Raw genomic sequence first — 24,472 nt, 5'->3', positions numbered from 1 at the left:
CTCTTTACCTTAGAGCTTCAATCACTTTATTATCATTCTTCACCAAGAGCTTTTGCGCATCTTTATAGCTTATATCTTTTTCTTGCATAACGATTGCTATTGGAACATTTTGCTTAGCTTCTTCTAACTTTTGCCGTGCATCACCATCACTGCATCCGGTTGTTTCTGCAATAATTCTAACGGCTCGGTCAACCAATTTTTTATTAGTCGGCAAAACATTTACCATCAAATTCTGGTACACCTTGCCATTTTTAACCATTACCCCCGTTGATATTGTATTCAACACCATTTTCTGTGCACTTCCAGCTTTCATCCTTGTGGACCCCGTCACAACTTCTGGTCCAACTACTGGAGCAATCGTATATTGTGCATGTTCTTCCATTTCACTATGCGAAACACAAACTAATGCTACACTCAAAGCACCAATTTTATTAGCATAATCTAATGCACCAATTGCATACGGTGTTCGTCCACTCGCCGCAATTGCAATTACGCTATCGTCTGAATTGAGATTTATCTTTTTCAAATCTTGATTTGCTAATTCAATCGAATCTTCCGCACCCTCTACTGCTTGGTATACAGCCTGTGTTCCACCAGCAATCAAACCAATCGCTTGGTTTGGTTTTAAGCCATAGGTTGGTACCAACTCGACCGCATCCAATATTCCAAGGCGCCCTGAAGTTCCTGCCCCACAATAGATTAGTCTACCACCCTTATTAAATCTTTTACTGCTTTCCTCAACTACTTGTGCAATTACTTGATTCTGAGACTTCACGGCTTCTGCAACTTTTTGATTCTCCATATTCATGAGTTTAACCATCTCTAATACAGGTAAATTATCAAGCTCCATTGTTCTGGGATTACGCAATTCTGTTTCTAATTCGTTTATCTTCATAAAATATCACCATTTCTCACTAATTAATTTTATACTAGTTAGCACCTATTACAGTAATTAATACATTTAAAAAGAGTTAGAATCGTGTGACATAAATCTGTAAATTTTGAGTACCAACTAGAAATTACGAACATAGTGAGAACTTTACTATAAGTAATTAGAAGTTAGACGAATAATTTCGACTTATGAAACACGGTTGTCCGAAATCAATAAGAAGGCCAGATCAAAATTTATTTGACCCAGCCCTCTCCATAATTAACTATATAAGCCAAATTTCACAACTTACGTACAATTTTTTATATACACAGTCACAGTTAACTCAATCTTCGTCACTTTGGTCTTCTGCTAACTTTTCTTTAACGTTAGTAACTCCAGCGGTTGCCATCGAAATCAGTTGTGCAACATTAAGTTGTCCTAACATTTTTTGATTACCATATTCAATAACCATTGGTAAATTTATTCCTGTGATCACTTCTAATTTTGGATACTTTGCCAATAGTGTAACTGATACATTTGAAGGAGTTCCACCCAAAAGGTCTAAGCCTAAAACGATATCATCATCATCTGTTTTCTCAATTTCCTCGCTCAGCTCCCTATCTAAGTCTTTAGGTCCCATTTCTTTAGTCAGACTAAAAGCTGCAACATTATCAATCTTTCCAATGATTAGTTCTGCACTAGCTAAAATTGCTCCAGCAAGTGGTCCATGACTAGCTAAAATCAGCTTCACAAAATTCCCTCCCTCGACAAACTAATAATTACTTATCCTTTACCTAAGACCCCTAAAGCTGAACAAATAACCGCCACAATAATAACTATAAAAATGGCTTTAGTTGATGTCATTTTCTTTCGTCCAAGTAACCAATAAATTAATCCAACAAGTAAACCTGGAACAAGCTTAGGCAAAATCATATCTATTTCATTTTGCAAAGTTACAGTTACCTTGCCAATGTGAGCAACGAAAGGAACCTGAATGTTAATCAATGTTGCAACTAGTGCACCGACCACATATACACCCAATAAAGTTGCAGCATCTGTCAAAGCATTCAGTTGTCCTTGCATTTTAGTTACTAACGTTGTCCCTTCACGATAAGCAAGCGGTAATTGTACCCAGCGAATATACATAATAATGAAGTTTGCTATTAACCATATTATCAATCCAAAAGGATTCCCCTGAACTGCCATATTTGCGGCAATTGCACCTAAAATTGCAGGGAGCAGTGAGGCAAAGATTGAGTCACCAATAGCTGCTAATGGTCCCATCAACCCTGTCTTCAATCCAGAGACTGTCTCTAAAGATTTAACGCCCTCCTTTGATTCAATCGCTAAATCAATCCCCTGTATAATCATATTTACTGATGGGTTTGTATTAAAGAACTGATTATGCGTCTTCATTGCTTTTTTCAACTCTGGCGTATGATCACCATATAACTTGCGCAACTGCGGCAACATTATAAAAAGATATCCTGAACCCTGCATTTTCTCATAGTTCCAACCCAGCTGGTTGAAGAATAAGTTACGTCTATTTATCTGATTAAAATCCTTTTTAGTTAATTTATAATTAGTCTTCATCGCCATAGATTTCACCATCCTCACTATTATTCAATTCTTCTTTCGATGAGTTTTTATACGAACTTACTAGTTCTGTCAGTTTTTGTTTATCGGTATTCTTTTTGTATTCATTTATTGCGAATGCTAACCCAATTAACGCAATCGCAACCATTGATACAGAATTAAATGATCCCGCAAAACCCTTTGATACAGTAGCCATCGTTGTTCCCAGAGATTGAACATTTGTATACAGCGTACTGAATAATGCAGTTAATGTAAATCCAAGAATTAAGTACGCAATATGTTTCTTGACTGGCAAGTACCGCAATAAAATAGCAAATCCAACAGCTGGTAACAATGCTCCAGCTGTGGCTAATCCATTGCTGAGCCATTGTAGATGTGTATCCAAAACCTTAACTGCTGTCGACACGAAGTTACCGCCAAATTGTAAGGCTAAGAATACGGGAATGCCACGCGATAATATCCATGGGAAGACCCCATACAAATAATTTCGCTCAATAGCTGAATAATTTTCTTCATCAATCAATCGATCAATTCGATGCTGGAAGAACGTGTTAGTAAAGCGGCCTAGAATATCTGTTTGAATCATTAACGAGGCCACTGGAACACCAATTGCCGCCACTGCAGTCGAGGCATTCATACCTGCACTAATTGAAAATGCGGTAGCTAAAATCGTTCCCGAATTGGCATCAATTTTCGATGAACCACCAAATGTCCCAACACCTAAGACCGTCAATTGTAAGCTACCACCAATAATTAACCCTTTGGTAACATCACCCATAATTGCACCAGCAATCAAACCAGCCCACACTGGCTGAGAAAGAGAAGAGACAATCGTTAGGTCATCCCATATTTGATACATTGAATAAAGTGTCAGTAGTAAAACCTGCCAAAACATAATACTTCCATGCATAATTGATTACCCTCTTCCAAAATATTTATTCAAAATTTCTTTAATAAGTCCATCAAGTTTAAAATAGGATCACTTGGTACCATTTGCGCAGTTATGCCTATTCCCAACTTATGTAATTCATTAAAAGCATCAACATCTGACTGTACAACATTAATAGAATTTGTTATCGCTTTTGTTTCATCAGACTGTGACATATTCCCCACGTTAATGGCTGTTATGGGAACACCTTCCTGTACCATGTTGACCAACACACGAGGATGCCTTACAAGGATAAATACCTTTTGCGAGTCATATCTACCTTCATTAATATTATTAATTGCCTTTTGTTCATTTAAAATACTCAGGTTGACCCCCGCTGGCTTTGCTAATTTAATCCCGGCCTTGGCGACATCTGAACTCGCAACTTCATCATCAATTACCATGATTCTTGTTGCACCTACAACATTCGTCCACATATTTGCTACTTGTCCATGTAATAATCTTCCATCGATTCTTATTGCAATAATTGCCATTAAATCCTCATCCTTTCAAATATTTTTCCATTGTTACCCTGTTTATAATTACAAAACAAAAAACCTGACTTCTCAAAATGAATGAGGCAACAAATTATTTTGGATAATTATTAACTAAAAATCAATAATTATTAAAAATAATTATATCACTTAAAACATTGTTTGAAATAAGGTTTCATGAATAGTGTGTTAATCAATTGTTTTTTGAAATTTTATTTTACTAAATCTAGCGAAAGCGTTCTTTTATCTTCGATAATTAAGCTCATCTTTATACTTGACAACAATATCATACGACTTATTAAGCAAATCAACATTGACATCAAAATTCCGACTAACAAAATAATAAAAAATAATATCGACCGCAGTAAATTGTGCAAGTAATGAACTCGTTGCAGCTATTCTCTTTTTGCTTTCCCTTGGAAATGCTGTATGGATACATGTTTTTACGTAATTATCTAATCTGCTAGCTCCCCTTCTCGTTAAAGAAACAAGTGGAAAATTTCTTTCACTTGCATATATTGCCGCATTTATTACTTCTGGTGACTCACCTGAATTCGACACTAACCAAACTAGCGTATCTGCTTGATTGCTGATTAACTTTGGCAGCAGTGAATTCAAATTATTCTCAGCTACTGCTAAATATCCTAATCTACTCCATTTCTGCGCAATATTTTCAGCTACAAGTTCAGAGGCACCTACACCAAAAATAATCATTTGTTTGCATTTATCCAGCAACTTAAAGAATTCCCGTATCTCTTTCTCATCAATTTGTTCCATCGTTTCACTAATTGACCTTTGAGCATTTGCCAATAGCTTTTGCTTTATTGATACCAGCGTTTCATTTGCAGAGATATCTCCATAACTTTTATTCTCTAGACTTCTTCTAGATAGATTTGCAGATAATTCGACCTTTAATGCAGTGAAACTTTCTACGTTCAAATCTTTCACAAGTCTAACAACAGTTGCAGAGCTTGAGTCTGCAGCCTGAGCTAGCTGTGCAACTGTCATTTTTATTACTTTATTTGGATTTTGTAAAATATATTCTGCAACTTTTTTCTTTGATTTTGAAAGTTGTGACAAAGAATTTAATATCTCATCTTCAATAATCATAATCCCATCTCCAATGTATTTCTAGCTTTCGGCTCTGCATCACACATGCTTTTAGTCTTGGTTTATATTATATTACTTTTAATTTTTTCAGCAATTATTTCCAAGAATCTTAAATTTCCCGGGAAATATCACCATTACATATTCACATTAATAACAAGTGCTCGCTTTACTGTGCTATGAATCCTTCGAAAATTTTATTTACTCTTACAAAGCTAATTATAAAGACTAGCACATCTTATAAGTTCATTCAGCCTTTTGTCGTATGTATCAGTAACGTTTTCTTTTTATTAGCTATATAATGAGGTCGGAACAGAAAGACAGGCGAAGTAATATGCACAAAGCAACAAATATAAACATTTTAGATAATATGTTGAAATTGGGTACATAAAATCGTTTTTAGCCTTGTTTTGCTATTCAAACATGGCATTTTAAAATAAAATTTGCGTTCCTTATACAGCAGCACTTACTACCATAACAAATACAACATTCATAAAAAATATCCATACAATACGATGTATTAAAACATGAATATTGTTAACCATTGAATTAAATCATTCTGTAGTATGGGTTACCAAGTATAAGAGTCAGTATTTAAAATTTATTTGGGAGGAAAACATGAAAAAATTAGCTTATCCGGAAAATGAAAATGACTATAAAAAAGCATTAGATCAAATAGTATTAGAAAAAGAAGAAGAAATAACTACTGTTAAGAAACAGGATAGAGAAGAGGCACACCGTTATATTGTATGGGGTGTTATAACCGTTCTAATTAATATATCTATATTTTATTTACTTGCACACTCATTGGAAATAGAATATCAGATATCCAATTTTATTGCTTGGTTTATAAGCGTACAATTTTCTTTTTGGTTTGATAAAGTACTGGTATTCAAACATAAGTCAGAACATACAATGAAAGATATGAATAAATTTTATGGCACTAGAATCTTAACTTTTTTAATTGAAACACTAATTCTATGGTTGGGAATATCAGTGTTTGGATTTCATGAAGTCATTACTAAAATTGTCGGTCACGGTTTTGCTGTTATAGGAAACTACTTTCTTTCAAAACTAGTCATTTTTAAAAAAATAACTAGTGAAGATAGCATCTAAACTCTTTTACAGTGGAACAAAGTCATATTGCTCGTTTATGACTGATATCCCTTGGTCGATTATTCATAAGCTCCAAGGTAGACTTTGTGCTTATGAACATATCTATCCAGTAGTGATTCAATCGTTAGTTAGTGACAGTGTCATACTGCAATCCTTGCTCTGAAGAACTGAACTTGCTCCTGTACTGCTTGCTATTAGACAGCAAGATCAGTATAGGGGCATTTTTGTATGGAACAATACTTCAAGTAAATCCAAGTCACTTTGATATAGTAAGCACATGGCCGTATTCTTTTTCCCGTTGATAAATTCCAAATATAGTAATCTATTAACAGCGTTTTTTACATACTAAATAAAAAAAGCATCTTGCAAAATTAGCAAGACACTTTAAGTTAGCTGCTCAGGTAGGATTCGAACCTACGACCTCTTGATTAACAGTCAATTATTCTACCACTGAACTACTGAGCAATAATTATTAACATGTATACATTTATATCATATTCTACTTAAGAAGTAAATATATTTTTGCCAAAAAATTAAATTTTCGTTAGACAAAGACTAATTATCTTTCAAAATAAAGGTTGTACTATACACACATTTATTGTTAGTTCCTATCCAAAAACTGAAATCTACAAACACTACCTCAACGCTTGACCAGCAAATACAATTTCTTAGTTATTACGCTCTTGAATTATTTTCTAAATTGAGTGAAGATGTTATTATATTAAATTAAAAGAGGTTATTTCATTGACTAACAAATCTTCCATATACTGTTCTCAGACTACTACAATAACGGAGCACCGTATCTTAACAAATGATTTAAATGAGCACAAAACTGTCTTTGGAGGCCGTCTTCTTGAGCTTCTTGATGGTACGGCATCAATATCAGCTGCAAGGACTGCCCACAGTAGTACAGTCACTGCCGCCATCAACCAATTCAACTTTATTGCTCCATTAAAACTAGATGATGCCTTGACTATCAAAAGCTATGTAAGCGGTGTTGGAAACAGTTCAATTGAAGTTTTTGCTAAAATCATCGGCGAGCATCTAAATTCTGGTGAACGCTTCTTAGCAGCGACTTCCTTTTTAACATTTGTTCTTGCTAATAAAGAAATAAATCTCCCCACCCTCATACCGCAATCTCCGGAGGAAATTACGCTTTGTAATTCATACTCTCAGCGCCGTGCTGAATACAAAAAAAATTCACGCGCTTTTGAAACAATCACTGCTTCTCTTTCACTAGATTAGCCAAAACAAAAATATCAAACATCTAATTCTTGCTTCTTTACGACTTGAATTAGGAAAGCGACAGCCTCTTCATATGTACAAGCTCGTTGTTTCATTACTTCTTTAACTGCCGACTCTGTATCAACTTTATAAAACATTTCTATGACCTCTCAATCAACCTGATATTCACCACTCTTAATATTCTATACCGTTTAAAACAAAAAAACGAGAACAAAGTATTACCTTCTAAAATAATTTTAACTGCTTTTTATCTAGTATAAGTAGTTGATAATTAATCTTCAAAACTCAGCTTATAGAATTCATCAACAAAATAAAAAACAACAGCCTATGGCAGTGTTTTATCTGCACTCAAGGCTTTTGCTTTTTTATTAATCTATCTATTTACTTTAAATTATATCTTTGCCCAAATATTATCTAATACATTTGTTTGTTCACGATCTGGTCCAACTGAAAAAGTTGAAATTTTTACACCAACTAATTCTTCAATACGGTGAATATATTTTCTTACATTTTCAGGTAGATCTTCAAGTCGCTTACAATGTGTAATATCCTCGCTCCACCCTGGCAATGTTTCATATACTGGCTTGCACTGGGCTAATTGTTTCAAGCTCGCTGGATAATGATAAATCCGTTTTCCATCTAGTTCATATGCTGTACAAATTTTTACCTCATCCAACCCCGTCAAAACATCAACACAGTTCAAACAAAGATTAGTTAATCCCGACACACGTTTGGCATGCCGCATTACAACGCTATCAAACCATCCGATCCTACGAGGCCTCTTTGTAACAGTCCCATACTCATGCCCAGCTTCACGAATAAAGTCACCAGTATCATTAACTAGCTCTGTCGGAAATGGACCATCACCGACACGAGAAGTATATGCCTTGCACACTCCGACAACTTTATCAATCTTTGAAGGACCAACTCCACTACCGATTGTTACTCCACCAGCAACAGGATTTGAGGATGTTACAAATGGATATGTGCCCTGATCAATATCTAGCATCACTCCTTGCGCACCTTCAAACAATACACGCTTTCCACTGTCTAAAGCATCATTCAAGACAACCGATGTATCAGTAACACTATCTTTAAATTGTTGTCCATATTCATAATATTCTTCAAATATATCTTCAAACTTTAAAGGTTCAACTTCATAAAACTTAACAAATTCTCGATTCTTTTCTTCAAGATTATGCCGCAATTTTTCCTCAAAGATTTCTTTATCCAAGAGATCGGCGACCCGAATGCCTACACGTGCTGCTTTATCCATATAAGCTGGACCAATTCCCTTATTTGTTGTCCCTATCTTTTGATCCTTCTTTGCCTTTTCCTGCAAACCATCCAAAAGAATATGGTAAGGTAAGATAACATGTGCACGATCAGAAATACGCAAATTAGACGTTGAAATTCCACGTTCTTTTAAATATCCTAATTCTTCAATCAATGACTTAGGATTTAATACAACACCATTACCTATCACACTAATTTTTGACTCATAGAATATCCCTGATGGAATCAACCGCAATTTATATGTTTCACCATTGAAAACAATCGTATGACCTGCATTATCCCCGCCTTGGTATCTTGCTATAACTTCTGCATTACGACTCAGAAAATCTGTAATCTTTCCTTTTCCTTCATCGCCCCACTGACTACCTACAACAACTACTGATGACATTTTTTTCACCTCATAAAATGATTTGAATATCTTACTTGTGTACCATCAACCTCGATAATTGTATCAGTAGAAGCCCTACATTTCAAGTAAATTCCGAATATTATTAATATTATACTTTACTGATTACATTAATACCGAACTTTGGAATTTGGATATTTAACTTAGGGACTTTTTAGGTTGTAATAATTCTTTTTTTGCATAATCCTAATTAGATTTCCTTCTTAAATATATAAATCCAAAAATTGCCGTTTGATAATTCAAACAAGTAATCTCACTTTAGACATTTGCAAGCATTGTTCGTTGTAATACATCAATAAAGTGGGCTTGTTGTTCTAATAGGTCTAAGTTATCATGGTTCATTAAAATAAAAGACAGTGAGGCTAACGTAATTTCTGTATAAATTTTTGCTAAAAATTCATTAGAAAACTTTTTATTTTCATGATTAGCTGCTAGATATGTTGATGCTTCATTGATTAAAATATTTCGTAGTTTACTTTCAAGGCAATCATCCCCTTTAGATTCTTTCAATAGAACAGATAATTGTTGATTGTGTGCAGACACACTTTGTGTAATGTGTGTAAGTATCTGTAGTGCATTATCATCCTTTGTACTGACAAGATTAAGCCGTTTATGGACTTCTAGCTCGAATTGCTCAGCATATTCATCGATTAGTGCCTGAAGTAAAGTGTATTTGTCTTCATAATGAGCATAGAACGTTGATTTGCTTATCAGTGCCTTATTACAAATTTCTTTAATTGTTATTTTTGAACAGTCTTTTTGGATTAACAAATCAATGAACGTGCTTTTTATTAGCCGTTCAGTTTTAATAATGCGTTTATCAGAATTATACATAGCTTCTTCCTTCCGTAAAATTGGATAGCATAGTTTATTTTAATGATCTTCTAACTCATAACAATAATTATGAACTGTTTAATGAAAATAAACCATCTGTCTTTTAATCACATAGATATTATCGTACTAAAGACTATAAAGAGTATGAAAAGCTACCCTTGACTTTACTTTGTCAGTTGTTTTTTCATACAAACGCCGTTATTATTACGTCAAAGTTCATAAGAAAAGTGCCATATAAATTATAATATATTACAGGAGGACAACAAAATGAATTCTTTAACCACAGAATTACAACAAAGAATTTCGATATTACAAAATAAATTACGAGCAGCGCACCTAGAAGCATATGTCATAACTGATCAAGAAGATATCTGGTACTTCACTAACATTAGTTATAAACCAGAACAACGGCCATTTATATTGATTATGTACCCTGATAAAAAACCTTTATTTGTTGTTCCTAAACTCGAAGTGGACCATTTCACAGTACCATACTTTGACTATGACTTAGATAATTACTTCGATGTAACTTCAAAGCCTGCTGATAACTGGTACGAGGTATTAATTAAACATCTGAAAAAACTTTCTCATGTTGGAATTGAGGGTAATAGCCAATTATTAATGACTCATTTTACTTCAGAAATTAATTGGATAGTTAAGTTCATTGTGCAAAATCAGCGTATGATTAAAAGCGAATATGAATTGGATAAATTGCAATATGTAGCTGATATTTGTAGCAGAGTCGTAAAACAGACATTAAGAATTGCGAAAACAGGAACTAAAATTGCAGATACTTATAGGCTTGCTATGCAAGTGGGTGCCGAGGAAATGACCAAACATTTTAGCTTGGAAAATCGAACTATTAATGCTGTTTGGCCAGCAGAATATAGTTTTATGCCCCATAGTATTCCAGATCTTAATGCGACAATTGGAGCTGGTCCTAATATTGATATTGCGCTCTTTGTATTACAAGGATATGCATCTGAGTGTGAGCGTACCTTTTTTACAGTGGAACCTACTACGGAGCAGCAAACACGCTTCACACAAATGATGACAGCCAGAAGTATTTTCCTTAATAATTTAAAACCAGGAAATAAGGCAAGTGATATTGAAAAAGTTGTTGATGCATATTTTGCAGAGCAAGGACTATCAGACAATATTTTACATCGCCCAGGTCATGGTATCGGATTAAATAATCATGAGTGGCCAACGCTTTCACTGGGGAATGATTCTATTCTACAGAAAAATATGGTTGTTTCTGTTGAACCAGCAATTTATTTCCAAAATCAGGGGGGCTATCGACATTCGGATACAGCAGTAATTACAAAAGATGGGTATCGCCTAATGACACAGGCGCCTACCACTTTATCAGAGTTAATTCTAAAATAAAGTTGGTTTGTTATGAAAAGAAAAAAATATTTCATTGATAATTCATATTTAAATTGGTTGTTTAAATTTATGATTGCAAGTTTATACGGCTTATTATCAGCCTTGGGTATCAATCTATTTTTGAACTCGGCACATTCGTATTCTATCGGAATTCCAGGAATTGCTCAATTGCTAAACGGTATTTTGGTAATGAGTCATATTGATTTGAGTATCGCGACACTAATTATCTTATTGAATATCCCACTCGTGATTTTTTCATGGTTCATTTTTGGTAGTAGTTATACGTTTTTTTCCTTGGTAGCAGTAATTTCGAATGTACTTTTTTTGCACCTTATCCCGGAGACGAGTGTTATTACTGAGAGGCTGACCAATACATTAGTAGGTAGCGTAATTATTGGAATTGGAATCGGATTCTGTTTTCGAAGTGGCTTTTCTACAGGAGGAACCGATGTTATTGTGAGCTTTATCCAACAAAAATTCCACCGAAATATTGGGTTTGTGAATACTATCATTAACACTGTGGTACTTGGATTTACAGCAATTTTTTTTGGTATTTCTGGTGCAACTTACAGTTTAATCGGGATGGTTATTACGAGCTTTATCATGGATAAAATATATATTCAGCAAAATGACGTTACTCTAGTTGTTCTGACAAAAAAATCTGAATCAATAATAGAAAGTTTACATGATTATACACATGGTGCTACGCTATTTTCCGGAAAGGGAATTTATACGAATCAAAAAACCGATATGTTAGTTATGATCATTCAAAAAAGTGATATTTCCTTTTTAAAACATGTGATACTACTTGTAGATAAAAATGCCTTTATCAATGTTCAAACAACTGAAGTATTAAATGGAAATTATATTAGACGCTTCTAAAATAATTACTCTAGTATTTTGTAAGTATAACAAAGGAACTTTACTGAAATTTATATTTTGGCAAAGTTCCTTTATTAGTTCGCATTTCCGTAAATAATTCAGATTGCACAAATAATAAAAAAAGATAGCCTCAAATTAATTGGCAATCTTCTCATCATTCATATAATTTATCTGCTTGTTATTATCCTTGAGTTGGAATATAAGAGACAGATGAAAACTTATTATACGACTTTACAAATAACAGTTTAACCGTACCACGGGCTCCAGAACGGTTTTTTTCAATAATAACCTCAACCTCACCCACATCTTGTACAGCCTCATCTTGCCGTTCATCTTCGTCTCCATCTGATCCCGAACGCTCATAGTAGTCATCACGATATAAAAAGGCAACAATATCTGCATCCTGTTCAATCGAACCTGACTCTCTTATATCAGATAAGACAGGTCTCTTATCTTGTCGTTGTTCAACGCCACGTGACAACTGTGATAAAGCGATGATTGGTACGGATAATTCCTTAGCCAATTTCTTTAATTGCCGTGAAATCTCTGAGACTTCTTGTTGCCGACTTTCTTTATTTGAACCTTCAATTAGCTGCAAATAATCGACTACAATTAATCCTAGTTTGCCTTTCTCCTTCGCTAGTCTTCGACATTTTGCCCGAATTTCTGCCATTTTAATACCTGGAGTATCATCAATATAGATAGCAGCTTGTGATAACGAACCCATAGCTACAACTAATTTTTGCCACTCATCATCCTCAAGCTGCCCTGTTCTTAGGTGATTAGCATTGATACTCCCCTCGGCACACAACATTCTATTAACTAATGATTCAGCGCTCATTTCTAGTGAAAAAATAGCTACTGTACTATCCGTCTTTGTTCCAATATTTTGTGCAATATTTAGTGCGAAAGCAGTCTTACCAACGGCTGGTCGAGCAGCCAAAATAATTAGGTTATCTGGTTGTAATCCAGCAGTCATCTTATCAAGATCAGGATATCCTGTTGGCAAACCTGTTACTTCTTCATCTTGTTGATAAAGCCTATCAATTTCTTCCATAGTACTATTCAGTACATCATTGATGGGCTTAAACCCAGTTCGATTCCTGCGTTCAGATACTTCCATAATTTGACGCTCAGCATCATCTAATAATGATGGAACATCCTCATCTTGCGAATAAGTTTGCGTAACAATATTAGTCGCAGTTGCTATCAATCTCCGCAGTAATGCCTTCTCTTCAACAATTCTTGCGTAATACACAATATTTGCGGCAGTTGGAACGGCTGCAGCAAGTTCTGCAATATATGCAACTCCACCAACATCATCAACTTGTTGATTAGAAGTTAAATAGTTATTAATTGTAATAACATCGATAACTTCATCTTGGTTATTCAAATCAATCATTGCTTGAAAGATAATTTGATGTGCTCTTTTGTAAAAGTCTTCTGCTTGCAGGTATTCCATTGCTTCTATAAGCGCCTCTGAACGCAAAAAGACCGCCCCTAAAACAGCTTGCTCAGCTCCAACATTTTGAGGAGGCAAATGATCAATCAACTCTTCATTGTTCATAATCCATTCACCCTTTACCTGCTAAAATTAATTTATTGTTCTGTAATGTGTACTCTAATTTTTGCTGTAACTTTGTTGTGTAACTTAACTGGAATATTGGAATATCCAAGCGTTTTGATTGGCTCGCTCAGCTCCATTTTTCTTTTATCAATCTTCAAAGAATATTGCTGGTTAAGTGCCTGAGCTACCTGTTTACTTGTAATTGAACCAAATAAACGTCCATCTTCACCAGCCTTAGCTTTCATTTCGACAATCATTTCACCGGACTCTAATTTCAGCTTTAATTCTTGTGCTTCTACAAAAATTTCAGTTTCGCGTTTCTCTTCCGCTTTTTGTTGTCCCTTAAGCTGACTCATTGCTTGGACAGTTGCTGATTTAGCTTTGTTTCCCTTAATCAAGAAATTTGCATAACCATCTGGAACTTCTTTTATTTCACCGCGCTTGCCTTTGCCCCTTACATCCTGTAAAAAAATAACTTTCATAACTTACCCCTCCAAAGATTAATACTAACTGTTCTCTTCAATTGCCCGTTGTAGCTCTTCCTTTGCGACATCAATTGTGACATCCTCTAATTGTGTTGCAGCATTGGAAAGGTGTCCACCACCGCCAAGTTCTTCCATCACAACTTGGACATTTGCCTTGCCATTACTTCGTGCGGATATCCCTATCTTCCCGTCAGAACGTCTAGTAACGACATATGATGCTTCCACACCACTAACACTCAGCAATGCATCAGCGGCCTGTGCAGCAATCACTGAATCATATATCTTATCCTTTTCTCCGACACAAAGTGCAACTCTGTTACCGATAAATTCTACACGATCGATCAAGTGATTCCTTTGTAAGAAATTATCAACATTTTCTTTCATAAAATGCTGTGCCATCGCTGAATCAGCACCCACTGAACGCAAGTAGCTAGCTGCATCAAATGTTCTCGTTCCCGTACGTAAAGTAAATGATTTTGTATCGATTATTATTCCGGTCAACATTGCTGTGGCCTCTATCTTATTAATTGGTTCACTATCACGTGACTGATACTCAAACATTTCCGTGATTAACTCACATGTTGAAGATGCATATGGTTCAATATAAACTAAGATTGGATTCTCTGGAAATTCCTCACCACGTCTATGATGATCAATTACCATCATTCGATTGGCTAACTTTTTATATAGTTCCTGACTAGTCGAAATTGAAGGTTTTGAATGATCAACCATTATCAATAGACTTTGCTTTGTTGCTTTTTCAAGAGCCTCTTCAACTGAAATAACAGTTCCTTTTATTTCAGGATATTGCGAAAGTTCATCCATTAATCTAGTTACATCAGAATGTAGTTTCTCGTTATCCAAAACTATCCAACATTTTTTTTGATTCATAGCAGCTATTCTTCGTAACCCTAAACACGCACCAATCGAATCCATGTCAGGATACTTATGCCCCATCACAAAAACCTGATCTGTTTGACTCATAAGTTCTTGCAAAGCTTGAGCTATCATTCTAGCCCTAACCCTAGTTCGCTTCTCCATTGGATTTGTTTTTCCACCATAAAAGCGTGCCTGTTGTTCAGGAGTCTTAACTACAACTTGGTCTCCACCTCGTCCCAGAGCAAGATCTAAGTTATTTTGTGCCGTTTTCGAAAGAAGTGCCAAATCATCTTCACCGTAAGAAATCCCCATACTCAAAGTTAGAGGGAGGTTTTGTTTAGATGTTCTCTCACGAATTCTATCCAAAATCTTAAACTTATCCTCTTCTAATTTTTCTAAGACGCTTGCGTATGCCAAGATAAAGAAATGATCATCATCTATTCTCTTCAAGTACATTTGATACTTCTTTGCCCAATTAGAAAGTTCGTTTGTTACATAATTACTAATATTTGAGACACTCTTATCATTCATTGTCTGAGTCACTTCATCATAGTTATCAATAAAAATTTGTCCAATTACCACGTCAGTATCTTTATCATGCTGTTCGATCTTTGCATAACGTGTAATATCCATCAGATATACTGCATGGATATCATTTTCAATTAACAATTGGAAACGATACTCACGCCATGAAACTTCGACAGGCTTTTTTTCTGCACCATATTTCCCAACTACCGCTGCCAATTCTTTATCCACTGCAGATAAAGCTTTACCTAGTACTTCCTCCTGACCGAAATACTTCTGCAAGTAAGGATTGACCCACTCGATTTCATTTTCTCCGTTCAAAAACATAATTCCAACTGGCATCTTTATTAAAGATTCTTGTTCTCCTCTTTTTATCCGGTACGACAAGTCAGAAATATATTCAGTGGTGTCTTCAGTGATTGCTTTTAAAACAAAAAAAGAAACAATAATAGTTATTAAAACAAGCGTAGCTATGAAGATCCCTAAGACCCAGCTGACTACAAATGACATTGCTACACAAACTAAAGATATCATTAATAGGAATATCGCAATAATACGCAATTTTTCATTTTTCATGAATGACGGGAAATGCAAAAAATCCCTTGAAAAAAACTGTTTCAAAATATTCTCCTCATTCCTACAAGTATTTTCAGTGTTAAATTAAATTTTATACAAAAATCTTAATAATCGAAAAAACACAGTCTGTTCCGTAGACTTTGACTTTGTTCCTTATTTTATCACAAACACAACTGAGATACATACTCCAGCAAAAATGAAATTACTATACCAACTAATTATTGATTCCAAATTAAAAAAGCCAGATCAAAATTTAACTTTTGATCCAGCTCCTATCTCTTTTACTTTAAAAATACTTCATTTAATTTATTCTGTAGCTTTGAACCAACCACGTTTACTAAAGAATGCATACATGTCATTCAAGAAAAACACTCCGTAACTGAAAATCAGTGCAAAATTACCATCACCTTGTAACATCGTTTGCATCCATAATGCAATTGTGAAAACAGAACTTATGGTCCATACGAAGTACTGCTCGCGTTTCCGATTTAATTCCAACAAAGAACCAGTGATTGCCATAGCTAAGTTCAAGCTATCCAAGAAGACACGCGGATCATTTGTCATGCTAAAAATATAATAGATAACGCCCCATGCCACGATAAAGAATAGAATATAATAAATCCAATCTTTAATATTCTCAAATTTTTCAGCTTGAATATTATCATTCCATTTCGGATCAAGAATACAAAAAATATCTAGAAAAATTAGATATCCGATTTGTTCCCAAGCTGTTGCATAATTTCCGGCCATAAAACCAACACTTGCTATACAGACCGCACTTAACGCTCCAGCCCAACCTTGAATTCCTGAACGGTTAGAAATACCTATAACACAGGCAACTGATAAATTTCCCCCAATAAACGATAAAAGCGATTGTGTAGGGGCAACACTAAATGATTGCAATAATGAAAATACTTGTAATACAAAATTAAATAAAAGTAGCCCATAGCTAAATCTACCCCAGCCTTTACACTGATTTAACAACCAACTAAAATAATTTTTCCTAAAAACATTCTTAGAATACTCTGGTAAATTTGATAATACAGCTATATAACGATTAAACATATTTCCATCCCTTTTTAATAGTTTTAAAATCCTTTTGTTCTTATCTCTTAAATTGTTTACAGTCAAAAAGCGACTAAAGTTACAGCTTTTTTAGTATTCTGAAATCGACTGCTGCAGATTACGATTTCTTCGTTAAAAAAGAGCCAAGAATAGTTTACCATATTCTCGGCTCCATTCATACAACATATTGAGAAAATTTAAGTAAAGCATACTATATATTGTTAAAAATATAATTTAAATGCCTTTTTATCGCAAAAAAAAAGATGCGGATTAGCCACATCTTTAATTTTTAATCTTCTGTTACAAATGGTAAAAGACCCATAATACGAGCGCGCTTGATTGCAATTGTCAAACGACGTTGGTTCTTTGCACTAGTTCCAGAAACTCGACGAGGTAAAATTTTACCACGTTCGGAAACAAAGCGTTTCAAAAGATCAGTATCTTTATAATCAATATACTCAATATGGTTTGCTGCAATAAAATCTACCTTACGGCGACGGCGGCCACCTCTACGTTGTTGTGCCATTGTTTTCCCTCCTTGCTATCTAAAATGGCAAGTCATCATCCGAGATATCAATCTGTTGCCCATTACTGGCAAACGGATCAGCATCATTTGTATTTGTATTTGTATTACTACTGGATGAATTATTACTATTCATCATACTACCAAATGGATTATCTCCTGAATTTGACTTTGTTCCTTGCGAAGGACTAGAACTTTGTGAGTTACTATTACTTTGCTGACGCTCAGATTGTGAACGTGATTCAAGTAATGAGAAGCTATCAACAATAACTTCTGTAACATAGACCCTATTTCCTTGTTGATTTTCATAAGATCTAGTTTGAATACGTCCCTCTACACCTATCAAAGATCCTTTATGTGTAAAGTTTGCAAAATTTTCTGCAGCTTTACGCCAAATTACACAATTAATAAAATCTGCCTCACGCTCACCTTGTTGGTTTGTGAATTGGCGATTTACAGCGATAGTAAATGTTGCAACAGCAGCACCGCTAGAGGTATAACGCAAATCAGGATCTCTTGTTAATCGACCTACAAGTATAGCTCTATTAATCAAAGTTCTACTCCCCCTTTAACTATTTATTTTCTTAATTAAGCTTCGCGTTTAACGATCATATGACGTAAGATTGCATCATTAATCTTTGCAAGACGATCAAATTCGTCGATTGCTACGGCATCATCAGCTTTAGTATTTACAATATGATATGTTCCTTCTGTAAAACCACCGATTTCGTATGCAAAACGACGCTTAGACCAGTCTTTTGAATCTACAATTTCAGCACCGTTATCTTTTAAAATACTGTCGAAACGATCAACCAATGTAGCTTTAGCAGCTTCATCAATTGCTGGGCTGATAATATAAGTAATTTCGTATGTCATGACTGTTTACACCTCCTTATGGACTGTTGGTTCTTAATTCTGTTAAGAACAAGGAAAGTAATCTAATGCTATTTCTAGTTAGATACTAACGAACAAACATTATATCATTTTCAATATAATATTACAAGGCATCTAAATTCTTATCACTGCCTATATTTTTAAATACGCAAAATCTCTAATTCTGTCAAAGATTATTTTTTTCATCCTGTCCTTCTTCATCAAGCTCTTCCGGTGCAACTTTTGCCATCGTTGAAACAAATGCACCTTCTTCAATCTTGATCAGATGCACACCTAGAGTTGCTCTCCCAGTTTCAGAGACACTATCAATATTAAATCTGATCGTAACTCCCTTGTTTGTAATTAACATAATGTCTTCAGTACCAATAACTGTTGTTAAGCCCGCAACTGGTCCATTTTTTTCAGTAACATTAGATGTTTTTATTCCTTTGCCTCCTCGACCCTTTATTGGGTACTCTGAAGCTGATGTCTGTTTGCCGAAGCCATTCTCACTAATTACGAAGACGTGACTATCTGGATATAAAATATCTGCTCCAACCACATAATCTTCATCTCTTAAGCGAATTCCTCTGACACCTGCTGCCAATCTTCCCATTGATCTGACATCCTTCTCGGAGAAACTAACCGCATATCCTAGATGTGTTCCAATTATGATGTTTTTGTTTCCATCGGTAATCAAGACACTAATTAACTCATCGTTTTCCTTCAACGTAATTGCTTTTAATCCGTTACTTCTAATGTTTGAAAATTCACTAACCAACGTACGTTTCGAAATTCCTAGACGTGTGGTAAAAAACAAATACATTTTCTTTTTCTTCATATCACGCGAAATATTTATGACCGCCTGAACCTTTTCTCCCGAATCTATACCAAGCAAATTGATAACCGGTATTCCTTTTGCTGTACGTCCATATTCAGGAATTTCATAACCCTTCATCTGGTAGACTTTCCCCATATTTGTGAAGAATAAAAGCTCATCGTGTGTAGAAGTATTAACTAAGTGCTCAATGAAGTCATCATCATGAACTCCCATTCCTTGGACGCCTCGACCACCTCGACGTTGAGCCTTAAATTCACTTGTTGCTAAGCGTTTAATATAACCGTTATGAGTGAGGGCTATCACAACATCTTCTTCTTCGATTAAATCTTCATCTTCAATGCTGAGTACTTCTCCCACCAATAATTCGGTTCTACGTTCATCACCATATTTTTCTTGTATTTCCAGTAACTCCTGATAGATAATCTCATCAATTCGTTCAGTATGTGCAAGAATATCCTTATAATCCGCGATAGCTTCAAGCAACTTGTTGTACTCATCTTCTATCTTCTCACGTTCCAAGCCCGTTAGACGAACCAAGCGCATATCTAAAATAGCTTGAGCTTGCTTATCAGATAGCTGATAGCCTTCAATCAACTTTCCCTTAGCAATTTCACCACTCTTAGAACTACGAATAATATTGATGATTTCATCAATGTGATCAAGTGCTATTCTCAAACCCTCTAAAATATGTGCCCTTGCTTGAGCTTTCTTTAACTCAAACTCTGTTCTACGTCTGATAACGATTTCTTGGTGTTCAAGATAGTACTTTAAAATTTGCTTCAAGCTAAGAATTTTAGGTGTCCCTTTTACAATCGCCAGCATATTAAATCCAAATGTAGTCTGCATTAATGTTAATTTGTATAAATTATTCAAAACAACAGATGCACTCATATCGCGTCTAATATCTATTGAGACACGCATACCTTCTCGATCAGATTCATCACGAATATCCGTAATTCCTTCAATTTTTTTATCACGTGCCAACTCAGCAATTCTTTCGATTAGTTTCGCTTTGTTAACCATATATGGCAATTCATTAATAATTATTTGTTCACGACCATTTGTTGATTCCTCAATCTCAACTTTAGCCCTAATTGTAACAGTTCCCTTACCAGTTTCATAAGCTTTGCGAATTCCAGATTTGCCTAAAACAATCCCTCCTGTAGGGAAATCGGGACCTTTAATTACCTCCATTAAATCAGCCGTTGTTGCTTCAGGATTTTTCATTAAAATATGTAATCCAGAAATTACTTCCGCCAAGTTATGAGGTGGAATATTAGTAGTCATCCCTACCGCAATTCCTGTTGCTCCATTGACAAGTAAATTTGGAAACCTTGCTGGAAGTACAACAGGTTCCCTTTCTGATCCATCATAGTTTTCTGTAAAATCAATGGTATTTTTATTAATATCACGTAGCATTTCTGTAGCTATCTTACTCATACGTGCTTCCGTATAACGCATTGCGGCAGCGCCATCACCATCGACAGATCCAAAATTACCGTGTCCGTCAACGAGCATGTACCTATAACTAAATTCTTGTGCCATCCTGACCATTGATTCATAAATTGCAGAATCTCCATGTGGATGATACTTTCCCATAACATCTCCTACAATTCTTGCAGACTTTTTATATGGTTTATCAGGAGTTACCCCTAACTCATTCATCCCATATAAAATTCTGCGATGGACTGGTTTCAATCCATCACGTACATCTGGCAACGCACGGGCAACAATTACACTCATTGCATATTCCATAAAAGACTTTCGCATAATTCCAGATAAATCGGAATCTTTAATTCTATTTGGAAGATCTACCAACGTCTATCCCTCCTAATTTCTCAAATATTTCCTCGGAAATATCTATACATCCAAGTTATCAACAAAGGTTGCATTCGCTTCAATAAATTCACGTCTTGGCTCAACCTTGTCACCCATCAACATTTCAAATACTCCATTTGCTTCTTCCGCGTCCTCAAGTCTAACTCTTAGCAAACGTCTATTTTCTGGATCCATGGTTGTTTCCCATAGTTGCTCAGCATCCATTTCACCCAAACCTTTATATCGTTGAATAGTTGGTTTTGGTGATGGTTGCAACTGTCCTAAGACCTCATCAAGTTCAGTATCAGTGTCAATATACCTAATCAATTTTCCTTGTCGTACTTGGTATAGTGGTGGCTGGGCAATATAAACGAATCCTTTATCAATCATCGGTCTCATAAATCTGTAGAAGAGTGTTAATAACAACGTACGGATATGCGCACCATCAACATCGGCATCTGTCATTATTATTAATTTATGATAGTTAGCTTTTTCAACATTGAATTCCTGACCAAAGCCCGTTCCCAAAGCTGTAAATAGTGATCTAATTTCTTCATTGGCTAATATTCTATCCAATGTTGCCTTTTCAACATTCAAAATCTTACCCCTGATAGGTAAAATTGCTTGGGTTAATCTTGAACGCCCTTGTTTTGCTGAACCACCAGCAGAGTCTCCCTCGACGATAAATAATTCTGAGATTTCAGGATCTTTGCTTGTATTATCAGCTAACTTTCCAGGTAAATTACTAATTTCCAGACCATTCTTTTTTCTAGTTACTTCACGTGCACGTTTTGCTGCAATTCTTGCTTTAGATGCTAGTAAACCCTTATCTACAACTTTTCTAGCGATTGTTGGATTCTCCATCATGAATTTAGAAAAATGTTCAGCAAACATTCTATCCGTGACTGTTCTTGCATCTGAATTACCTAATTTTGTTTTTGTTTGTCCTTCAAATTGTGGATCTGGATGCTTAATGCTGACGACTGCTGTTATACCTTCACGCACATCTTCACCAGAAAGGTTGTCTTCATTTTCTTTTATCCTTCCGCTCTTATGTGCATAATCATTAATCACTCTAGTCAGTGCAGTCTTAAATCCAGCTTCATGAGTTCCACCTTCATATGTGTGAATATTATTAGCAAATGTCATTAAATTAGAATGAAAATCATCAGTATATTGCAGAGCGACTTCAACCGTTATTCCCTTTTGCTCGCCTTCTACATAAATAGGCTCTTCAAATAAGACTTCCTTTCCTTTATTAAGAAATTCAACATAATGCTTAATCCCACCGATATAATGAAATTCTTTTGTTTTGGGCCTTTCATCGCGATTATCTGTAATCGTAATTTTTAGTCCTTTGTTTAGAAATGCAAGTTCTCTTATTCTTGTAGTTAATATTTTGATATCATAAACGGTCGTCTCTACAAAGATATCTGGATCTGGTAGGAAATGAACCTTTGTCCCATGCTCATGTTCACCACATTCGCCAATGATTTTCATCTCGTGACTTACTTTTCCACGTTTAAAATCGATTGCATAAATCTTACCATTTTTCTTAACTTCAACATTAAGATTTGTAGATAAAGCATTTACGACGGAAGCTCCAACACCATGAAGTCCACCTGAAACTTTGTAACCACCACCGCCAAATTTTCCACCAGCATGTAGAATTGTAAAGACCGTTTCAAGCGCTGGTCTGCCTGTTTTTGTCTGAATATCTACTGGTATCCCTCTACCATTATCTGTGACAGTTATACTGTTATCCTTCTCAATAGTTACATTAATTTCATCTGCAAATCCTGCCAACGCCTCATCAATACCATTATCAATGATTTCCCATACTAGATGATGCAGTCCTTGTGAACTTGTTGTTCCGATATACATTCCCGGACGCTTTCTCACAGCTTCAAGTCCTTCAAGCACTTGAATCTGACTCGCATCATATTCTTGCGCGCGTGCTTCTTTGGCTTCTATTATTTCCTTATCTGTCAACTTTAATCCCCTCCAACTTTTAATCCATAAAAAATATTATTATTTATATTCTTCCGCTTCTATAGTTCCAGCACTTATTCTAAATATTTTAGGATCTTTTATTAATCTTTTTGTCACTTCACTCATACTAGGTGTTGTTAAGAATGTCTGAACTCTTTCTTGGATTGCTCGTAATAATTGTGTTTGTCGAGCTCCATCGAGTTCCGACAAAACGTCATCCAACAATAAAATCGGATATTCACCTGTTTCATTTTTCATTAAATCAATTTCTGCTAATTTTACAGCTAACGCAGTCGTTCTTTGCTGTCCTTGCGAGCCAAAAATCTGAACATTTTTTTTATTGATTAAAAATTGAACATCATCTCTATGCGGTCCGTACAGTGTCGACCCTTGAAATATTTCTTTGTTTTGATTATTCTGATAAATTTTTTTTAAGTCAATGTATAATTGCTTAACATCTTTTTCATAAATATTTTCAACGCTAGTATTATACTTGAAGTTAAGTTCTTCTTTTTGCTCCGTTATCTGTGCTTGAACATCTTGAGCATATTTCTCAAGTTCACTTAAAAAAGTAATTCGTTTTGCAATAATCTCTGCTCCAAATGCTGCAATCTGATCAGAAAGGACCTCCAGTAAGACTAAATCTTTGGTCTGCTTTAATTGAAGTTGTTTTAAATAATGATTTCTTTGTTTTAAAAGTACGCGATACTGGCTCAAATTATATAAATAATGCGGATCAATTTGTCCGAATTCCATATCAATAAATTTTCGTCTAACTGCTGGTGCCCCCTTGACGAGCGCTAGGTCTTCAGGAGCAAATAAAATAACATTCATTTGACCAATATATTGCGACAACTTTGCTTGCTCCAGATGATTTACTTTTGCTTTTTTACCCTTTTTACCTAAAAAAAGTTCGAGCTTCAGTTTGCTTATCTTTCGTTCCAATGTTCCTTGAATTGAGGCTTCTTCTTTGGTGAAATTCACTAATTCACGCTCATTATTTGTCCGATGACTCCTTGCCATTGCTAAAACATAGATTGCCTCAAGCAGATTTGTTTTTCCCTGCGCATTTTCACCAATCAATATATTAATTTGCGGTGAAAACTCCAAACTAATATCATAATAGTTGCGAAAATTTTTCAGTGTTAATTCTTTTAAATACAT

Annotated in this window: 23 protein-coding genes and 1 tRNA gene; 4 read left to right on the top strand and 20 right to left on the bottom strand. The window is 35.2% G+C overall.

From position 1 onward, the window contains the following. Positions 1-4: 4 nt before the first annotated feature. The 6 genes from murQ to FFX44_RS06000 form a co-directional block, all read right to left on the bottom strand. On the bottom strand, positions 5-895 hold the full coding sequence (murQ, locus tag FFX44_RS06025; RefSeq protein WP_289978892.1) for an N-acetylmuramic acid 6-phosphate etherase: 891 nt from the start codon (positions 893-895) through the stop codon (positions 5-7). Between the two features lie 319 nt (positions 896-1,214). Beyond that, entirely contained in the window at positions 1,215-1,622 is a 408-nt protein-coding gene (locus tag FFX44_RS06020; RefSeq protein WP_289978890.1) for a PTS sugar transporter subunit IIA, read from the bottom strand. A gap of 32 nt (positions 1,623-1,654) precedes the next feature. Next, positions 1,655-2,470 carry a PTS system mannose/fructose/sorbose family transporter subunit IID gene (locus FFX44_RS06015; RefSeq protein WP_289978889.1) on the bottom strand — a complete coding sequence of 272 codons (816 nt, stop codon included), beginning with the start codon at positions 2,468-2,470 and terminating at the stop codon, positions 1,655-1,657. Continuing rightward, positions 2,454-3,377, bottom strand: a complete 924-nt coding sequence (locus FFX44_RS06010) for a PTS sugar transporter subunit IIC (protein ID WP_289978887.1) — start codon at positions 3,375-3,377, stop codon at positions 2,454-2,456. The genes FFX44_RS06015 and FFX44_RS06010 overlap by 17 nt, the downstream gene beginning before the upstream one ends. 29 nt (positions 3,378-3,406) lie before the next feature. Next, positions 3,407-3,889 (bottom strand): PTS sugar transporter subunit IIB, encoded by a 483-nt coding sequence (locus FFX44_RS06005; protein WP_289978886.1) that lies wholly within the window; start codon positions 3,887-3,889, stop codon positions 3,407-3,409. Between the two features lie 243 nt (positions 3,890-4,132). Further along, positions 4,133-4,999, bottom strand: a complete 867-nt coding sequence (locus FFX44_RS06000; protein WP_289978883.1) for a MurR/RpiR family transcriptional regulator — start codon at positions 4,997-4,999, stop codon at positions 4,133-4,135. Positions 5,000-5,614: 615 nt separating this feature from the next. On the opposite strand from FFX44_RS06000, the gene FFX44_RS05995 reads away from it, so the two are divergent. After that, positions 5,615-6,112 (top strand): GtrA family protein, encoded by a 498-nt coding sequence (locus FFX44_RS05995; protein WP_289978882.1) that lies wholly within the window; start codon positions 5,615-5,617, stop codon positions 6,110-6,112. 393 nt (positions 6,113-6,505) lie between these two features. Here the strand turns inward: FFX44_RS05995 and FFX44_RS05990 are convergent. Further along, positions 6,506-6,577: transfer RNA gene (locus tag FFX44_RS05990), tRNA-Asn, on the bottom strand. Positions 6,578-6,856: 279 nt separating this feature from the next. Between FFX44_RS05990 and FFX44_RS05985 the strand changes: the two genes are divergently transcribed. Beyond that, entirely contained in the window at positions 6,857-7,357 is a 501-nt protein-coding gene (locus FFX44_RS05985) for an acyl-CoA thioesterase (RefSeq protein ID WP_289978880.1), read from the top strand. A gap of 14 nt (positions 7,358-7,371) precedes the next feature. On the opposite strand, the gene FFX44_RS05980 is transcribed toward FFX44_RS05985, so the two are convergent. The 3 genes from FFX44_RS05980 to FFX44_RS05970 all read right to left on the bottom strand — a co-directional run bounded on the left by FFX44_RS05980 (position 7,372) and on the right by FFX44_RS05970 (position 9,893). Further along, on the bottom strand, positions 7,372-7,494 hold the full coding sequence (locus FFX44_RS05980; RefSeq protein ID WP_289978876.1) for a hypothetical protein: 123 nt from the start codon (positions 7,492-7,494) through the stop codon (positions 7,372-7,374). Positions 7,495-7,748: 254 nt separating this feature from the next. Next, positions 7,749-9,041: an adenylosuccinate synthase gene (locus FFX44_RS05975; protein WP_289978872.1), complete on the bottom strand. Its 1,293-nt coding sequence runs from the start codon at positions 9,039-9,041 to the stop codon at positions 7,749-7,751. A 276-nt stretch (positions 9,042-9,317) separates the two neighbouring features. Beyond that, positions 9,318-9,893: a TetR/AcrR family transcriptional regulator gene (locus FFX44_RS05970; protein ID WP_289978869.1), complete on the bottom strand. Its 576-nt coding sequence runs from the start codon at positions 9,891-9,893 to the stop codon at positions 9,318-9,320. 267 nt (positions 9,894-10,160) lie between these two features. On the opposite strand from FFX44_RS05970, the gene FFX44_RS05965 reads away from it, so the two are divergent. Together FFX44_RS05965 and FFX44_RS05960 are read left to right on the top strand one after the other, a co-directional pair. Next, positions 10,161-11,282 (top strand): Xaa-Pro peptidase family protein, encoded by a 1,122-nt coding sequence (locus FFX44_RS05965; protein ID WP_289978866.1) that lies wholly within the window; start codon positions 10,161-10,163, stop codon positions 11,280-11,282. A gap of 12 nt (positions 11,283-11,294) precedes the next feature. Next, positions 11,295-12,164 carry a YitT family protein gene (locus FFX44_RS05960; protein WP_289978865.1) on the top strand — a complete coding sequence of 290 codons (870 nt, stop codon included), beginning with the start codon at positions 11,295-11,297 and terminating at the stop codon, positions 12,162-12,164. Positions 12,165-12,345: 181 nt separating this feature from the next. Here the strand turns inward: FFX44_RS05960 and dnaB are convergent, their stop codons facing one another. From dnaB to recF, 10 genes are all read right to left on the bottom strand, one after another. After that, complete coding sequence (dnaB, locus tag FFX44_RS05955; protein ID WP_289978863.1) at positions 12,346-13,731, bottom strand: replicative DNA helicase; 1,386 nt, start codon at positions 13,729-13,731, stop codon at positions 12,346-12,348. A 32-nt stretch (positions 13,732-13,763) separates the two neighbouring features. Beyond that, complete coding sequence (gene rplI / locus FFX44_RS05950) at positions 13,764-14,213, bottom strand: 50S ribosomal protein L9 (protein WP_289978862.1); 450 nt, start codon at positions 14,211-14,213, stop codon at positions 13,764-13,766. A 24-nt stretch (positions 14,214-14,237) separates the two neighbouring features. After that, a complete protein-coding gene (locus FFX44_RS05945; protein WP_289978860.1) occupies positions 14,238-16,241 on the bottom strand; it encodes a DHH family phosphoesterase in 2,004 nt (667 codons plus the stop codon). Positions 16,242-16,502: 261 nt separating this feature from the next. Beyond that, a complete protein-coding gene (gene pnuC, locus FFX44_RS05940) occupies positions 16,503-17,261 on the bottom strand; it encodes a nicotinamide riboside transporter PnuC (RefSeq protein WP_289978859.1) in 759 nt (252 codons plus the stop codon). Between the two features lie 289 nt (positions 17,262-17,550). After that, positions 17,551-17,787, bottom strand: a complete 237-nt coding sequence (rpsR, locus tag FFX44_RS05935) for a 30S ribosomal protein S18 (protein WP_289978857.1) — start codon at positions 17,785-17,787, stop codon at positions 17,551-17,553. 19 nt (positions 17,788-17,806) lie between these two features. Next, entirely contained in the window at positions 17,807-18,337 is a 531-nt protein-coding gene (gene ssb / locus FFX44_RS05930) for a single-stranded DNA-binding protein (RefSeq protein ID WP_289978855.1), read from the bottom strand. A gap of 35 nt (positions 18,338-18,372) precedes the next feature. Next, a complete protein-coding gene (rpsF, locus tag FFX44_RS05925; protein WP_289978853.1) occupies positions 18,373-18,660 on the bottom strand; it encodes a 30S ribosomal protein S6 in 288 nt (95 codons plus the stop codon). A 184-nt stretch (positions 18,661-18,844) separates the two neighbouring features. Continuing rightward, positions 18,845-21,316 carry a DNA gyrase subunit A gene (gyrA, locus tag FFX44_RS05920; RefSeq protein ID WP_289978850.1) on the bottom strand — a complete coding sequence of 824 codons (2,472 nt, stop codon included), beginning with the start codon at positions 21,314-21,316 and terminating at the stop codon, positions 18,845-18,847. A gap of 42 nt (positions 21,317-21,358) precedes the next feature. Then, complete coding sequence (gene gyrB / locus FFX44_RS05915; protein WP_289978847.1) at positions 21,359-23,308, bottom strand: DNA topoisomerase (ATP-hydrolyzing) subunit B; 1,950 nt, start codon at positions 23,306-23,308, stop codon at positions 21,359-21,361. A 39-nt stretch (positions 23,309-23,347) separates the two neighbouring features. Next, positions 23,348-24,472 carry a DNA replication/repair protein RecF gene (recF, locus tag FFX44_RS05910; RefSeq protein ID WP_289978844.1) on the bottom strand — a complete coding sequence of 375 codons (1,125 nt, stop codon included), beginning with the start codon at positions 24,470-24,472 and terminating at the stop codon, positions 23,348-23,350.

The organism is Lactobacillus sp. UCMA15818 (assembly GCF_030400225.1).
GTDB lineage: Bacteria > Bacillota > Bacilli > Lactobacillales > Lactobacillaceae > Liquorilactobacillus.
This window is presented reverse-complemented; position numbering and strand designations above follow the sequence as displayed.

Excerpts from the sequence above, each read along its gene's own strand:
- FFX44_RS05970 (WP_289978869.1), bottom strand. The coding sequence starts at position 9,893 with ATGTATAATTCTGATAAACGCATTATTAAAACTGAACGGCTAATAAAA.
- FFX44_RS06000 (WP_289978883.1), bottom strand. The coding sequence starts at position 4,999 with ATGATTATTGAAGATGAGATATTAAATTCTTTGTCACAACTTTCAAAA.
- FFX44_RS06015 (WP_289978889.1), bottom strand. The coding sequence starts at position 2,470 with ATGGCGATGAAGACTAATTATAAATTAACTAAAAAGGATTTTAATCAG.
- FFX44_RS05960 (WP_289978865.1), top strand. The coding sequence starts at position 11,295 with ATGAAAAGAAAAAAATATTTCATTGATAATTCATATTTAAATTGGTTG.
- FFX44_RS06010 (WP_289978887.1), bottom strand. The coding sequence starts at position 3,377 with ATGCATGGAAGTATTATGTTTTGGCAGGTTTTACTACTGACACTTTAT.
- rplI (WP_289978862.1), bottom strand. The coding sequence starts at position 14,213 with ATGAAAGTTATTTTTTTACAGGATGTAAGGGGCAAAGGCAAGCGCGGT.
- FFX44_RS05975 (WP_289978872.1), bottom strand. The coding sequence starts at position 9,041 with ATGTCATCAGTAGTTGTTGTAGGTAGTCAGTGGGGCGATGAAGGAAAA.
- FFX44_RS05995 (WP_289978882.1), top strand. The coding sequence starts at position 5,615 with ATGAAAAAATTAGCTTATCCGGAAAATGAAAATGACTATAAAAAAGCA.
- pnuC (WP_289978859.1), bottom strand. The coding sequence starts at position 17,261 with ATGTTTAATCGTTATATAGCTGTATTATCAAATTTACCAGAGTATTCT.
- murQ (WP_289978892.1), bottom strand. The coding sequence starts at position 895 with ATGAAGATAAACGAATTAGAAACAGAATTGCGTAATCCCAGAACAATG.
- dnaB (WP_289978863.1), bottom strand. The coding sequence starts at position 13,731 with ATGAACAATGAAGAGTTGATTGATCATTTGCCTCCTCAAAATGTTGGA.
- FFX44_RS06005 (WP_289978886.1), bottom strand. The coding sequence starts at position 3,889 with ATGGCAATTATTGCAATAAGAATCGATGGAAGATTATTACATGGACAA.
- recF (WP_289978844.1), bottom strand. The coding sequence starts at position 24,472 with ATGTATTTAAAAGAATTAACACTGAAAAATTTTCGCAACTATTATGAT.
- rpsF (WP_289978853.1), bottom strand. The coding sequence starts at position 18,660 with ATGACATACGAAATTACTTATATTATCAGCCCAGCAATTGATGAAGCT.
- rpsR (WP_289978857.1), bottom strand. The coding sequence starts at position 17,787 with ATGGCACAACAACGTAGAGGTGGCCGCCGTCGCCGTAAGGTAGATTTT.
- FFX44_RS05980 (WP_289978876.1), bottom strand. The coding sequence starts at position 7,494 with ATGTTTTATAAAGTTGATACAGAGTCGGCAGTTAAAGAAGTAATGAAA.
- FFX44_RS05965 (WP_289978866.1), top strand. The coding sequence starts at position 10,161 with ATGAATTCTTTAACCACAGAATTACAACAAAGAATTTCGATATTACAA.